This window comes from Streptomyces sp. NPDC026522, assembly GCF_055567555.1.
The window spans coordinates 175,220-188,591 of sequence record NZ_JBVHQF010000005.1; the positions used below are offsets into that span (position 1 = coordinate 175,220).

The window sequence follows — 13,372 nt, forward strand, 5'->3', positions numbered from 1 at the left end:
AGATCACGGTAGGGGTGACGGATTGTGGAGCCAGCAAGCGGCGCTGGGCCGGCCGACGCGGCCGGCGACGCCGCGGAGGTGCTCGACCGCCCGCTGCCGGAAGGCGTGCGGCGCCGGGTCGTCGCGCTCGTCTCGGACGCCTTCGGCGGCCTGACGGTCGCGGACCTGCCCGCGCAGCTGCGCCAGTACGCCCGGTTCACCCCGACCCGGCGCGCCAAGTTCGCCGGGAACGCGATGGCCGCGGCCGTGGAGACGGACGCCGTCTTCCGCAGCCGCGTCGCCGAGAAGCTCCGCGAGGCCCAGAAGGAACTGGCCGGGGCGCTGGAGTGCGGGGCCCCGCCCGCCGCCGCCGATCCGCTGGACGTGGCGGCCGCCGCGTACGTCCTGCGGCCGGCCGGCTGGGTCAAGCTGGTCGCCGCCGCCGGCGAGGAGGTCCAGCGGGCGGACGCCGAGCGGGTCGGCGACGAGACCCGGCGCGAGCTGGAGCGGCTGCGCGAGGAAGTGGCCCACGCCCGCGAGACGCAGCGCTCCGGCGGCGAGCAGGTGCGGGCCGAGCTCGACGCCGCCCGCAAGGAAGCGGAATCGCTTCACCGCAAGCTGCGCAGCGCCCAGAGCGACGTCAAGCGGGGCGAGGCGGCCCTGCGGAAGCTGACCGCTGAGGTCGACGGCATCCGCGGCGACGCGGCCGCCCGGGTCGCCGCCGCCGAGAGCGAGAGCCGTCGGCTCAAGTCCCGCCTGGCGGAGGTGGAGTCGGCGCTGGAGACCTCCCGCCGGGCCACCCGCGAGGGACGCAGCATCGAGGACATGCGGCTGCGGCTGCTGCTGGACACCGTCCTGGACGCGGCCGCCGGGCTGCGCCGCGAGCTGGCACTGCCGCCGGTCTCCACCCGGCCGGCGGACACGGTGGACGCGGTGGAGCCGGGCCGGATGACGCCGAAGGACATCGCCGCGCGGGCGCTGTCCGAGACCGATCCGGCGCTGCTGGACCAGCTGTTGGCGCTGCCCCAGGCGCACTTGGTGGTCGACGGCTACAACGTGACGAAGACCGGCTACCCGACGATGCCGCTGGAGAAGCAGCGGCTGCGGCTGCTGGGCGGGCTGTCGATGCTGGCCGCCCAGACGGGCGCGGAGATGACCTGTGTCTTCGACGGCGCCGAGCTGGCCGCCCCGGTGCTGCTCGCCCCGCCGCGCGGGGTACGGGTGCTGTTCTCCAAGGCGGGGGTGACGGCGGACGAGCTGATCCGCCAGCTGGTCCGGGCGGAGCCGCCCGGCCGACCGGTGGTCGTGGTGTCCACGGACCGCGAGGTGGCGGACGGCGTGGCCAAGTCGGGAGCCCGTCCCGTTACGTCCGCCTTGTTGCTCAAGCGGCTTTCACGCGTTTCGTGACCTTCGACCCCTCTTACCGGGGAATGGCGTTTTTCGCCAATTAACGTACTTCATGCCGGAATTGGCGGGGCGTCGTGGGAACGCACCGTCAAGTACGCTGCACCCAGCGTGGACCGGCTGTGAAGAAGTGGGTGAGGGGCCGATTTTTTGCCCCGGAGGATTTGAACTGATCACAGCGAGGTCACTAGGGTCTGTTCAAACCTTCGTGCGGTAGGTCACTCATTCGGGGTGACGGCGAAGGTGCCGCCGTGCGTGTCGCGTTCCGTTCCGGCGGCGTGAGGAAGAAGGAGCTCGCCTTCGTGGCGTCCCACCGTCGACCCAAGCCGCCGAGCCGCTCGCGCGTGACCGCGCTCACCGCGTTCGCCGCCGCCGCTGTCGCCCTCTCCTCGCAGTCGGCCATGGCCGCCCCGGACAAGCCCGGCAAGGACGAGGTCAAGGCCAAGGTCGACGCCCTCTACGACGAGGCGGAGCAGGCCACCGAGAAGTTCGACGGAGCCAAGGACCGTCAGGACAAGCTCGAAAAGGAGATCGCGCAGCTCCAGGACCAGGTCGCGCGCGGCCAGCTCGAACTCAACGACATGCGCAACACGCTGGGTTCGATGGCCAGCGCCCAGTACCGCACCGGCGGCATCGACCAGTCCCTCACCCTGCTGCTCTCCGACGACCCGCAGAGCTACCTCGACAAGGCCTCCACGCTCCAGCAGTTGAGCGGCAAGCAGATCGAGACCATCGGCAGGATCCAGGCCAAGCAGCGCTTCCTGGCCCAGCAGCGCCAGGAAGCCGCGGGCAAGCTCGCCGACCTCGACGCCACCCGCAAGGAGCTCGGCGAGCAGAAGAAGGCCGCCCAGGACAAGCTCGCCGCGGCCCAGGCCCAGCTGAACACCCTCAGTGCGCAGGACCGGGCGGCGCTCAAGGACGAGAGCAGCAAGTCCAGCAGCAGCGCGGCCCAGAGCGCGGGCAACGTGAAGGGTTCGGGCCGGGCCGGCGCCGCGCTCGCCGCCGCCGTGACGCAGAAGGGCAAGGGGTACCACATGGGGTCGACCGGCCCCGATCTCTGGGACTGCTCCGGGCTCACCCAGTGGGCTTACGGGCAGGCGGGGGTCAGCATCAGCCGTACCACCTACACCCAGGTGAACGACGGCACGCGCATCGGCCGCAGCGAACTCCAGCCGGGCGACCTGGTGTTCTTCTACTCGGACCTGCACCACGTCGGGCTCTACGCGGGCAACGGGCAGGTGTTCCACGCCTCCAACCCGGACGGCGGAGTGCGGTACGAGGCGATGTCCAACATGCCGTTCCAGTTCGGCGTCCGCGTCGGCTGAGCCGCAGACCCCCGGGACGCGCCGTACACCGCCCATCCGGGCGAATTGCGCGGCCCCGCCCTGACCCCACGCCCCGCCGGTGACCTGCGTCTCCGGCGGGGCGTTCGCGTGAGAACCCCCGGACGGTCGTTGGCCGGTGCCCGGCGGCGCGGCTACTGTCTGCCAGCGCGGAACCCGGCACACGGCCGTCCACGGGGGGCGGACCCGGGCTGCGCGCAGCGCAAGGGAGCGGTTTCACGTGGCGTCCCATCGCCGGCCCGGGCTCAACGGCCTCGACCGGAGCACCAAGTTCACCGCCTTCACCGCCGCCGCGGCAGGCGCCGCCGTCGCCCTGACGGGGGCGGTGGCGAGCGCGGCCCCGAGCCTGCCCCAGGACCCCCCGGCGGGCGCCCGCGCCCAGGTCGACCGGCTCTTCGAGGAGGCCGAGCAGGCCACCGAGCGCTTCAACGAGGCCGACGAGAAGGCCGGCCGGCTCCGGGCCGAGATCAGCCGGGCCCAGGACGCCGTGGCCCGCGGCCAGGACCGCATCAACACCATGCGCGGCGTCCTCGGCGCCTTCGCCGGCGCCCAGTACCGCTCCGGCGGCATCGACCCCGCCCTCACGCTGGTGCTGTCCGAGGACCCCGACGGCTACCTCGACAAGGCCGCCGTACTCGACCGGCTCAGCGGCCGCCAGGCCCGGCAGCTCGCCGAACTGCGCGAGGAGCAGCGCCGGATCGGCCAGGAACGGCAGGAGGCCTCGGTCAAGCTGGCCGAGCTGGAGGCGCTGCGCTCCGACGCCGCTGAGCACAAGCGGGACATCACGGCGAAGCTCGCGGCGGCGCGCCGGCTGCTCGACGCGATGCCGTCCGAGGAGCGGGCCGACTTCGAGCGGGCATCGCGCTCGGGAGGCCGCGCCGACGCGCTGCCGGACCTGTCCTCGGCCGTCCCCGCCTCCTCCCGGGCGGCGGCCGCGGTACGGGCGGCGCGGTCCGCGGTCGGGCGGCCGTACGTGTGGGGTTCCACCGGGCCGTCGGGCTTCGACTGCTCCGGGCTGATGGTGTGGTCCTACCGCCACGCCGGGGTCTCCCTGCCGCGCACCTCGCAGGAGCAGCGGTACGCGGGCCGGCAGGTGCCCCTGTCGCAGGCACAGCCCGGCGACCTGGTGACGTACCGCTCGGACGCCAGCCACGTCGGCATGTACGTCGGCAACGGCCAGGTCGTCCACGCCCCCTACCCGGGGGCGCGGGTGCGCTACGACCCGGTCGGGATGATGCCGGTGTCCTCGGTGACCCGGCCCTGACGGGCGGGGTGCGTACGATCGGCTGATGCTTCCCGGTCGCCGCCTCGTACGCCTCCTCGCGCTCGCACTCCTGCTGTGCCTGCCGTCGGCCGGCTGCGCCGCCGCTCCCACCGCCGCCCCCGGCGGCACCACGGACCCCGCCGTCCGGCGGGCCGTCGCCGACTGGGCCGGGGCGCCGCCCGCCCGGCTCGCCGGGATCCCGCTGGAGGGGTGGTCGTACGAGGTCACCTCGGTGCGCCGGGACGGCGCACGGGCCTTCGCGCGGGCGGCACTGCACTACCGGCTGGCCGGCTACGACACCGCCGCGGCGGACGCCCGGCGCGAGGTGGAACTGGACCGGGACGGCGCCGGCGGCTGGCGGGTCACGGCCGACCACCCCGCCCCGGGCGCCCCGCCGCAGTTGTGGGACCAGGGCGCGGTGACGGCCGTACGGGGAGCGCACGCCCTGGTGCTCGGTGTCGGCCAGGCCCCGCAGACGCTGTCCGGGATCGCGGCGGAGGCCGACCGGGCGGTGCCCGCGGTGAGCGCCGCCTGGCCGCGGCCGTGGGCGGGCCGGGTGGTGGTGCTCGTCCCGGGGACGCTCGACGCGATGGCGGCCCTGCTCGGGCAGCCGGCCGACGCGTACCGGGGGATGGGCGCCGTCACCACCGGCCGGGTCGGGGCCGGACCGGCGCCGGCCGACCGGGTCGTGATCAACCCGGAGGGCTACGCGGGCCTGTCGCAGGCCGGCCGGGGCATCGTACTGACCCACGAGACCACCCATGTGGCGACCCGCGCCGCGACCACGGCGACGACCCCGCTGTGGCTGTCCGAGGGCTTCGCGGACTGGGCCGCGTACCGTGCCACGGACCGCAGCCCGGCCGAAGCCGCGCCGGAGCTGGCCCGCGCGGTGCGGCGGGGCGAGCTGCCGGGCGCGCTGCCCGCGGACGGGGACTTCGGCTTCGGCGCCGACCCGGAGGCGCTCGCGCGCTCGTACGCGGAGGCCTGGCTCGCCTGCCGGCTCATCGCGGCGAAGTGGGGCGACGCGGCGCTGGTGCGGCTGTACGAGGAGGCGGGCCGCGGCCCCCTGGCGACGGCCCTGGACCAGACCCTGGGGACCGGCCCGGACGAACTGACCCGGGCCTGGCGCGAGGCCCTGCGGCAGGAGCTCCGGTAAGCGCGCCGGTGCCGTCGGGTACGTTGGCTGGCGATGCACAAGACGCTGATCGTGACCAATGACTTCCCGCCGCGACCGGGCGGCATCCAGGCCTTCCTGCACAACATGGCGCTGCGGCTGGATCCCGACCGGATCGTCGTCTACGCCTCCACCTGGAAGCACGACGAAGAGGGCCGGGCGGCCACCGCCGCCTTCGACGCGGAGCAGCCGTTCCAGGTGGTGCGCGACCGCACGACGATGCTGCTGCCGACGCCCCGCGTCACGCGGCGCGCGGTGGAGCTGCTGCGCGAACACGACTGCGAGTCCGTGTGGTTCGGCGCGGCCGCGCCGCTGGGGCTCATGGGTCCCGCACTGCGGCGGGCGGGGGCCCGGCGGATCGTCGCGACCACGCACGGGCACGAAGCGGGCTGGGCGCAGCTGCCGGGCGCGCGCCGGCTGCTGCGGCGGATCGGCGAGGGCACCGACACGCTGACCTACCTGGGCGAGTACACGCGCAGCCGGATCGCCTCGGCGCTGACCGGGCGGGCGGCGGCGCGGATGACCCAGCTGCCGCCCGGGGTCGACGAGAAGACCTTCCACCCGGGATCGGGCGGGGCGGCGGTACGGGCCGGGCTGGGCCTGACCGACCGGCCGGTGGTCGTGTGCGTGTCCCGGCTGGTGCCGCGCAAGGGGCAGGACACCCTGATCGAGGCGATGCCGCGGATCCTGGCGGCGGTGCCGGACGCGGTGCTGCTCGTCGTGGGCGGCGGCCCGTACGAGGCCGACCTGCGGGCGCTGGCCGCCACCACGGGGGTCGCGGACTCGGTGGTCTTCACCGGGGCGGTCCCCTGGGCGGAGCTGCCCGCCCACTACGGCGCCGGGGACGTCTTCGCGATGCCGTGCCGGACCCGGCGCGGCGGCCTGGACGTGGAGGGGCTCGGCATCGTCTACCTCGAAGCCTCCGCCACGGGCCTGCCCGTCGTGGCGGGCGACTCGGGCGGGGCGCCGGACGCGGTGCTGGACGGGGAGACCGGCTGGGTGGTCCGGGGCGGGGCGCCGCAGGAGGCCGCGGACCGGATCGTGACGCTGCTCCTGGACCCGGAGCTGCGCCGCCGGATGGGCGAGCGGGGCCGGGCCTGGGTCGAGGAGAAGTGGCGCTGGGACCTGCTGGCGGAGCGCCTGCGCGAGCTGCTGTAGCGGGCCGCCCGTGCCTTCGGGCCGCGCGGGGAGGGGATTATCGCCCCTCGCGGTCCGTCGTGGGGCGTGGTCCGGCAAACCGGCGGCCCCCGGGCCCGCCCGGGCTACGGTCGCGCCATGTCTGACTGTTACTCACAAGCGTGTCAGTGTGCGTTATGGCCGGTTGGGCGCAACCCGCTCATGATGCGCCCATGACACCCAACCTGACGCGCCGTCAACTCCTCGGGATCGGCGCCCTGCAGACCGCCGCCGTCCTCGGGTTCACCCGTATCGGGCTCTCCTCCGCCGCCGCCGTCGAGCCGCCCGCCGCCCAGTACGCCCCCGCCATCGTCGTCGGATCCGGGTACGGGGCCGCCGTCGCCGCCCTGCGCCTCGGGCAGGCCGGCGTGCGGACCGTCGTCCTCGAAATGGGCCGGCTCTGGGACACCCCCGGGTCCGACGGGAAGGTGTTCCCCTCCACGTCCGCCCCCGACCAGCGCTCCATGTGGTTCCGCACCCGCACCGAGGCCCCGCTCGCCCAGTTCCTCTGGCTCGACGTGGTCAACCGCGACATCGACCCGTACCCCGGCGTCCTGGACCGGGTCAACTACGACGGCATGTCCGTGTACGTGGGGCGCGGCGTGGGCGGCGGCTCGCTCGTCAACGGCGGCATGGCGCCCACGCCCCGCCGGTCCTACTTCAGCGAGGTGCTGCCCCGCGTCGACGCCGACGAGATGTACGGCACCTACTACCCCCGCGCCCGCGCCATGCTCGGCGTCAACGACATCGACCCCGCCTGGTTCGAGTCCACCGAGTGGTACCGCTTCGCCCGGATCTCCCGCAAGCACGCCCACAACACCGGGCTCAGGACCACCTTCGTGCCCAACGTCTACGACTTCGGCTACATGCAGCGCGAGGCGGCCGGCACCGCCACCAGATCCGCCCTCGCCGGCGAGGTCATCTACGGCAACAACCACGGCAAGAAGAGCCTCGACAAGACCTACCTCGCCGCCGCCCTCGGCACCGGCAACGTCACCATCGAAACCCTCCAGCGGGTGGTCGGCGTCCGCCAGGACCCGGCCGGGGGGTACGTGCTGACCGTACGCACCATCGACCTCACCGGCCGGGTCACCCGGACCCGCGAACTCGGCTGCGCCCAGCTCTTCCTGGGGGCCGGCAGCCTCGGCACCACCGAGATCCTGCTGCGCGCCCGCGAGACGGGGACCCTGCCCGCGCTGGGCGAGGAGGTCGGGCTCGGCTGGGGCCACAACGGCAACGTCATGACCGCCCGGGCCAACCACCTCTGGGACACCGTCGGGGCGAACCAGGCCACCATGCCGGCCCTGGGCATCGACGACTGGGACAACGCGGCCAACCCCGTCTTCGCCGAGATCGCCCCGCTGCCCATGGGGTTCGAGCACTGGATCTCGATGTACCTGGCCATCACCAAGAACCCCGAACGCGGCCACTTCACGTACGACGCGGCCAGCGACTCGGCGCGGCTCAACTGGGCCCGGGAGCAGAACGCCCCGTCCGTCGCCGCCGCCAAGAACCTCTTCGACCGCGTCAACCGGGCCAACGTCACGATCTACCGCTACGACCTGTTCGGCGGCAACAGGCCCTTCGCCGACGACTTCACCTACCACCCGCTCGGCGGCTGCGTCCTCGGCGACGCGACCGACGACTACGGCCGCGCCAAGGGCTACCGGGGGCTGTACGTCGTGGACGGCTCGCTGATCCCCGGCTCGCTCGGGGTGAACCCGTTCGTCACGATCACCGCCCTCGCCGAGCGGAACATGGCGCGGATCCTGGCGGAAGACCCGCGCTGAGCCCCGCCGGACGCTCCTCAGCCCCGGTACCCGGACGCTCCTCAGCCCCGGTACAGGGCGTCGATCTCGTCCGCGAAGTCCTTCGCCACCACGTTGCGCTTGAGCTTGAGCGACGGCGTGATGTGCCCCGACTCCTCGGTGAACTGGGAGGAGAGGATGCGGAACTTCCGCACCGACTCCGCCTTGGAGACCGCCGCGTTGCCGTCGTCCACCGCCTGCTGGACGGCGGCGACGAGGTCCGCGTCCTCGCGCAGCTCCGCCGCCGTGACCCCGGCCGGCTTGCCGTGCTCGGCGGCCCACCGGCCGAGGAACTCCTCGTCGATGGTGACCAACGCGGCCACGAACGGCCGCGCGTCGCCGACCACCATGCACTCCGCGACCAGCGCGTGGGCGCGGATGCGGTCCTCGATCACCGCGGGCGCCACGTTCTTGCCGCCCGCGGTGACGATGATCTCCTTCTTGCGCCCGGTGATCGCCAGGTAGCCGTCCTCGTCGAGGGTGCCGACGTCACCGGTGTGGAACCAGCCGTCGGACAGCGCCTCGGCGGTCGCCGCCTCGTTGTTCCAGTAGCCCGTGAAGACGTGCTCGCCGTGCACCAGCACCTCGCCGTCGTCGGCGATGCGCACCACCGAGCCCGGCAGCGGCTGGCCGACCGTGCCGATCTTCGTCCGGTCCCACGGGTTGAAGGCGGTGGCCGCGCACGACTCGGTCAGGCCGTAGCCCTCCAGGACCGTGAAGCCGATGCCGCGGAAGAAGTGGCCGAGCCGCTCGCCCAGCGGGGCGCCGCCGGAGATCGCGTACTCGCCGCGGCCGCCGAGGACCGTGTGCAGCTTGCTGTAGACCAGCTTGGTGAAGAGCTTGTGCTTGAGCCGCAGTCCGAAGGACGGGCCGCCCGGGGCGTCCAGGGCGCGGCTGTAGGCGATGGCCGTGTCGGCGGCCGCGTCGAAGATCTTGCCCTTGCCGTCGGCCTGGGCCTTGGCCCGCGCCGAGTTGTAGACCTTCTCGAAGACGCGCGGCACCCCGAGGATCAGCGTCGGCTTGAAGGACGCCAGCTCGTCGGTGAGGTTCTTGATGTCCGGTACGCAGCCCAGGCGGATCGGCGCCAGTACGGACGCCACCTCCACCAGGCGCCCGAAGACGTGCGCGGCCGGGAGGAAGAGCAGTACGGAGCACTCGCCGGTGCGGAACAGCGGGCTGAGCCGCTCCACCACGTTGCCGCACTCGGCGAAGAAGTTGCGGTGGGTCAGCACGCAGCCCTTGGGGCGGCCGGTGGTGCCCGAGGTGTAGACGATGGTGGCCGTGTCGTCGGCGTTCGCGAGCGAGCCGCGCCGGTCGGCCTCGGCGTCGGAGACCTCCGCGCCCGCCGCCTTGAGCGCCTCGAAGGCGCCCTGCTCGATCTCCCACACCTCGCGCAGCTCCGGCAGCCGGTCGCGCAGGGCGGCCACGGTGGCGCGGTGCTCCGGGCTCTCGACGATCACCGCGGCGGCGCCGGAGTCCCCGAGGATCCACTGGATCTGCTCGGGCGAGCTGGTCTCGTACACGGGGACGGTGATGGCGCCCGCGCTCCAGATCGCGAAGTCGAACAGCACCCACTCGTAGCGGGTACGGGAGATCAGCGCGACCCGCTCGCCGGGCTGGACGCCCGCCGCGATCAGGCCCTTGGCCGCGGCGCGGACCTCGGCGAGGAACTCGGTCGCCGTCACGTCCTGCCACCGGCCGTCGACCTTGCGGCTCATGACGGCGGTGTCGGGATGCTGGGCGGCGTTGCGGCGGATGAGATCCGTCAGGTTCCCGTCCGACGGGACCTCGTACAGGGCCGGAAGGCTGAACTCGCGCAAGACTGCTGCTCCTCTGGGCGCCATCGCCACCGTGTGGACCGACCGGACGTTACCCACCGGTAGTGGGTTCACGATAGAGGGAACCGGCCAGATGTTCCGTGCGTCACACGACGCGGCGGTCCCCTGCCGACACTAGTCGACCCCGCCGACGACTCGGAAGTAACCGCAGGTCCGGCCGCTTGCGAAGGTCCCTCTACCCGAGGAGCCCAAGCGCCCCTAGGGTGGCGGCATGGGTGGCAGGAAGAGTCGCACGCGGGTCCACGTCGTCAGTGACGTCCACGGCAACACCGAGGCGCTCGCGCGCGCCGGGGAGGGCGCCGACGCGCTGATCTGCCTCGGCGACCTCGTGCTGTTCCTCGACTACGCCGACCACTCGCGCGGGATCTTCCCCGACCTGTTCGGCACCGAGAACGCCGACCGCATCGTGGAACTGCGCACCCAGCGGCGGTTCGCGGAGGCCCGCGACCTCGGCCGGGCGCTGTGGGCCGGGCTGGACCGGGAGCAGCTGATCGAGGGCGCCGTCCGGCGCCAGTACGCCGACATGTTCGCCGCGTTCCCGAGCCCGACGTACGCCACCTACGGCAACGTCGACATCCCGGGCCTGTGGACGGAGTACGCCGGACCCGGTACGACCGTTCTCGACGGCCAGCGGGTGGAGATCGGCGGCCGGGTCTTCGGCTTCGTGGGCGGCGGACTGCCGACGCCGATGCGGACGCCGTACGAGGTGGACGTCGAGCAGTACGCGGCCAAGGTCGAGGCGCTGGGCGAGGTGGACGTGCTGTGCTCGCACATCCCGCCGGAGGTGCCGGAGCTCTGCTACGACACGGTGGCCCGGCGGTTCGAGCGGGGCAGCGAGGCCCTGCTGGCCGCGATCCGGCGGGTGCGGCCGCGCTACGCCCTCTTCGGTCACGTCCACCAGCCGCTGGCCCGGCGGATGCGGATCGGCGCCACCGAGTGCGTGAACGTCGGCCATTTCGCGGCGACGGGAACGCCGTGGGCGCTGGAGTGGTGAGCGGCGCGGCGGGCGCCCGCACGGGGGGAGGCCCTGGAGTGGCGGGGTCCGCACGCGCGGTAGCCTTCACCCGGCGGCCGGAGGCCCCCACACACTTGTCGAACTCCCCGGAGGAGCGACCGCGATGGCGGAACACACCAGCTCGAGCATCACGATCGAGGCGGCCCCGGCCGACGTCATGGCCGTGATCGCCGACTTCGCCCGCTACCCGGAGTGGACCGGTGAGGTCAAGGAGGCGGAGGTGCTGGCGACCGACGCCGAGGGCCGCGCGGAAAAGGTCCGGCTGCTGCTGGACGCCGGAGCGATCAAGGACGACCACACGCTCGCCTACACCTGGAAGGGCGCCGACGAGGTCAGCTGGACGCTCGCCAAGTCGCAGATGCTGCGCCAGCTGGACGGCTCGTACAAGCTGACCCCGGTGGACGGCGGCAAGCGCACCGAGGTCACCTACCAGCTCACGGTCGACGTCAAGATCCCGATGCTGGGCATGATCAAGCGCAAGGCGGAGAAGGTCATCATCGACCGCGCCCTGGCCGGCCTCAAGAAGCGCGTCGAATCCGCCTGACCGGCGGCCCGCCGGTCAGGCCTGCCGGTCCCGCGCCGCGGCTGAGCGGCGCGTCGGCGGCCGGGCCGGGCGGGATCCACAGCGCATCGAGGAGTACCACAGCATGCACACCCTGCTCGTCACCGGACCCGGCGGGGCCGGGCGGACCACCGTGGCCGCCGCCTCCGCAGTCGCCGCCGCACGGGCCGGACGGCGCGTGCTGCTGCTCTCCGGCGACCCCGGCGACCCGATCGGCGCGCTCGTCGGCCCGGACGTGCCCGGGCTGCGGGTCGCGCGGATCGACTCCGGCGAGGAGTTCCGGGCCGAACTCGTCGCCCTCCAGGACCGCGGCGCCGCCCTGCTCGGCATGCTCGGCAGCCGCCCCCTGGGCGCCGAGGAATTCACCGAGCTGCCCGGAGCCGAGCAGTTCGCGCTGCTCCGCGCCCTGCGGCGGGCCGCCGCCGACCCCGGCGCCGACCTGGTCGTGGTGGACATGCCCCCGCTGCACCAAACGGTGACCACCCTCGCCCTCCCCGCCCAGCTGCGCCGCTACCTGGCCCGGCTGCTGCCCGCCGAACGGCAGGCCGCCCGCGCCCTGCGCCCCGTACTGGCCCAGCTGGCCGGGGTGCCGATGCCCGCCCAGTGGCTCTACGAGGCCGCCGCCCGCTGGGACGAGGAACTGGCCGCGGTAGAAGCCGTCATCGAGGCCCCCACCACCGAGGTCCGGCTCGTCGCCGAACCCGGCCCCGGGTCCGGCGCCGCGCTGCGCACCGGCCGGCTCGGGCTCGCCCTGCACCAGCTGCCGGCCGGGTCCCTCGTCGCCAACCGGACCCTGCCCCAGGGGTCGCCCGACCCGTGGCTGGCCGGGCTCGCCGCCCAGCAGGAGAAGTACGCCGCCCAGTGGGCCGCCGAGCTCCCCCTGATCCCGCTCCCGCACCTCGGCCACGGCCCCGAGGGCCCCGAGGACACCGCCCGGCTCGCCGCCTGCGCACCCGGCCTCGCCCCCGCGGCGCCCGCGCCCCGCCCGGCGTGGGCCGTCGAGGACCGGCGCGCCGAGGACGGCGTACTCGTCTGGGCGGTCCTGCTGCCCGGGGCGCACAAGGCCGACCTCGACCTGGTCCGGCGCGGCGACGAGCTGCTCCTGGCGGCCGGGCCCTACCGCAGGATCGTTCCGCTGCCCGCCGCGCTGCGCCGCTGCACCGTCTCGGGAGCCGCTCTCGCCGACGGCGTGCTCCGCGTCCGCTTCACCCCCGACCCGCAGCTGTGGCCCCGCGCGCGCTGATTCCCGTACCGCCGTTCGGGTACCGTCGAAGGTAGCCCGTACCGCACATATCGCAGCCGCCGCAGGAGTGTCCGCCATGAGCGAGGCCACCGACCGCCCCACCGACGACGACGCCTGGGCCAAGGCCTGCGCCGAGGACCTCGCCGCCGAGAAGGAGCGCCTGCGCGCGGAGCGCGGCGCCGCCCGGGACGACGCCTGTGGCGGTGGCACCGGCACCGCCGCCGAGGAGCTGTTCAAGCTCTTCGGGGCCGTCGCCGACAAGGTCTCCGCCCTGAACAACCCGCTGCTGGGCGCCGCCGCCCAGGGCGCGGTGCGCCAGTTCGTGGACCAGGCCAAGACCGCCGTCAAGCCCGTGGTCGAGCGCAACCCCGAGGTCTTCGACCACCTCGCGGCCGCCGGCTCCGAACTGCTCGCCGCCTACCGCTCGGCGGTCGAGGGCCACGAGCGCCGCTGGACGCAGGAGCGCCCCACGGCCCCGCGTGCCGACGACGACCCCCGCCGCGACGGGGACGACCCCGGGGCCGGGCCCGCCGAGCGGATCGATCTCGACTGAACCTCCGCCGGGC

At 74.0% G+C, this 13,372-nt stretch carries 11 protein-coding genes; 10 read left to right on the plus strand and 1 reads right to left on the minus strand.

The window, feature by feature from the left end; all coding sequences use genetic code 11:
* Positions 1-21: 21 nt before the first annotated feature.
* The 6 genes from ACZ4M3_RS14850 to ACZ4M3_RS14875 all read left to right on the plus strand — a co-directional run bounded on the left by ACZ4M3_RS14850 (position 22) and on the right by ACZ4M3_RS14875 (position 8,130).
* Complete coding sequence (locus ACZ4M3_RS14850) at positions 22-1,386, plus strand: NYN domain-containing protein (protein ID WP_467733098.1); 1,365 nt, start codon at positions 22-24, stop codon at positions 1,384-1,386.
* Positions 1,387-1,685: 299 nt separating this feature from the next.
* Positions 1,686-2,708, plus strand: a complete 1,023-nt coding sequence (locus ACZ4M3_RS14855; RefSeq protein ID WP_467733100.1) for a C40 family peptidase — start codon at positions 1,686-1,688, stop codon at positions 2,706-2,708.
* Between the two features lie 238 nt (positions 2,709-2,946).
* Positions 2,947-3,990, plus strand: a complete 1,044-nt coding sequence (locus tag ACZ4M3_RS14860) for a C40 family peptidase (RefSeq protein ID WP_467732536.1) — start codon at positions 2,947-2,949, stop codon at positions 3,988-3,990.
* Positions 3,991-4,015: 25 nt separating this feature from the next.
* Positions 4,016-5,146: a hypothetical protein gene (locus tag ACZ4M3_RS14865; RefSeq protein WP_467732538.1), complete on the plus strand. Its 1,131-nt coding sequence runs from the start codon at positions 4,016-4,018 to the stop codon at positions 5,144-5,146.
* A gap of 33 nt (positions 5,147-5,179) precedes the next feature.
* Positions 5,180-6,322 (plus strand): glycosyltransferase family 4 protein, encoded by a 1,143-nt coding sequence (locus ACZ4M3_RS14870; RefSeq protein WP_467732540.1) that lies wholly within the window; start codon positions 5,180-5,182, stop codon positions 6,320-6,322.
* Between the two features lie 191 nt (positions 6,323-6,513).
* Entirely contained in the window at positions 6,514-8,130 is a 1,617-nt protein-coding gene (locus ACZ4M3_RS14875) for a GMC oxidoreductase (RefSeq protein ID WP_467732542.1), read from the plus strand.
* Between the two features lie 41 nt (positions 8,131-8,171).
* Here ACZ4M3_RS14875 and ACZ4M3_RS14880 read toward each other — a convergent pair whose 3' ends face one another.
* Positions 8,172-9,968 carry an AMP-dependent synthetase/ligase gene (locus ACZ4M3_RS14880; protein WP_467732544.1) on the minus strand — a complete coding sequence of 599 codons (1,797 nt, stop codon included), beginning with the start codon at positions 9,966-9,968 and terminating at the stop codon, positions 8,172-8,174.
* A 229-nt stretch (positions 9,969-10,197) separates the two neighbouring features.
* Between ACZ4M3_RS14880 and ACZ4M3_RS14885 the strand changes: the two genes are divergently transcribed.
* From ACZ4M3_RS14885 to ACZ4M3_RS14900, 4 genes are all read left to right on the plus strand, one after another.
* Positions 10,198-10,980: a metallophosphoesterase family protein gene (locus tag ACZ4M3_RS14885; RefSeq protein WP_467732546.1), complete on the plus strand. Its 783-nt coding sequence runs from the start codon at positions 10,198-10,200 to the stop codon at positions 10,978-10,980.
* A 124-nt stretch (positions 10,981-11,104) separates the two neighbouring features.
* Positions 11,105-11,545 (plus strand): SRPBCC family protein, encoded by a 441-nt coding sequence (locus ACZ4M3_RS14890; RefSeq protein ID WP_467732548.1) that lies wholly within the window; start codon positions 11,105-11,107, stop codon positions 11,543-11,545.
* A 103-nt stretch (positions 11,546-11,648) separates the two neighbouring features.
* Positions 11,649-12,806 (plus strand): ArsA family ATPase, encoded by a 1,158-nt coding sequence (locus ACZ4M3_RS14895; protein WP_467732550.1) that lies wholly within the window; start codon positions 11,649-11,651, stop codon positions 12,804-12,806.
* 76 nt (positions 12,807-12,882) lie between these two features.
* The gene (locus ACZ4M3_RS14900) at positions 12,883-13,359 is read left to right on the plus strand and encodes a DUF5304 domain-containing protein (protein ID WP_467732552.1); all 477 of its coding nucleotides are present in this window, start codon (positions 12,883-12,885) and stop codon (positions 13,357-13,359) included.
* Positions 13,360-13,372: the final 13 nt, after the last annotated feature.

Coding starts and splice junctions, on each gene's coding strand:
- ACZ4M3_RS14865 (WP_467732538.1), top strand. CDS start 4,016: ATGCTTCCCGGTCGCCGCCTCGTACGCCTCCTCGCGCTCGCACTCCTG.
- ACZ4M3_RS14870 (WP_467732540.1), top strand. CDS start 5,180: ATGCACAAGACGCTGATCGTGACCAATGACTTCCCGCCGCGACCGGGC.
- ACZ4M3_RS14875 (WP_467732542.1), top strand. CDS start 6,514: ATGACACCCAACCTGACGCGCCGTCAACTCCTCGGGATCGGCGCCCTG.
- ACZ4M3_RS14885 (WP_467732546.1), top strand. CDS start 10,198: ATGGGTGGCAGGAAGAGTCGCACGCGGGTCCACGTCGTCAGTGACGTC.
- ACZ4M3_RS14890 (WP_467732548.1), top strand. CDS start 11,105: ATGGCGGAACACACCAGCTCGAGCATCACGATCGAGGCGGCCCCGGCC.
- ACZ4M3_RS14895 (WP_467732550.1), top strand. CDS start 11,649: ATGCACACCCTGCTCGTCACCGGACCCGGCGGGGCCGGGCGGACCACC.
- ACZ4M3_RS14900 (WP_467732552.1), top strand. CDS start 12,883: ATGAGCGAGGCCACCGACCGCCCCACCGACGACGACGCCTGGGCCAAG.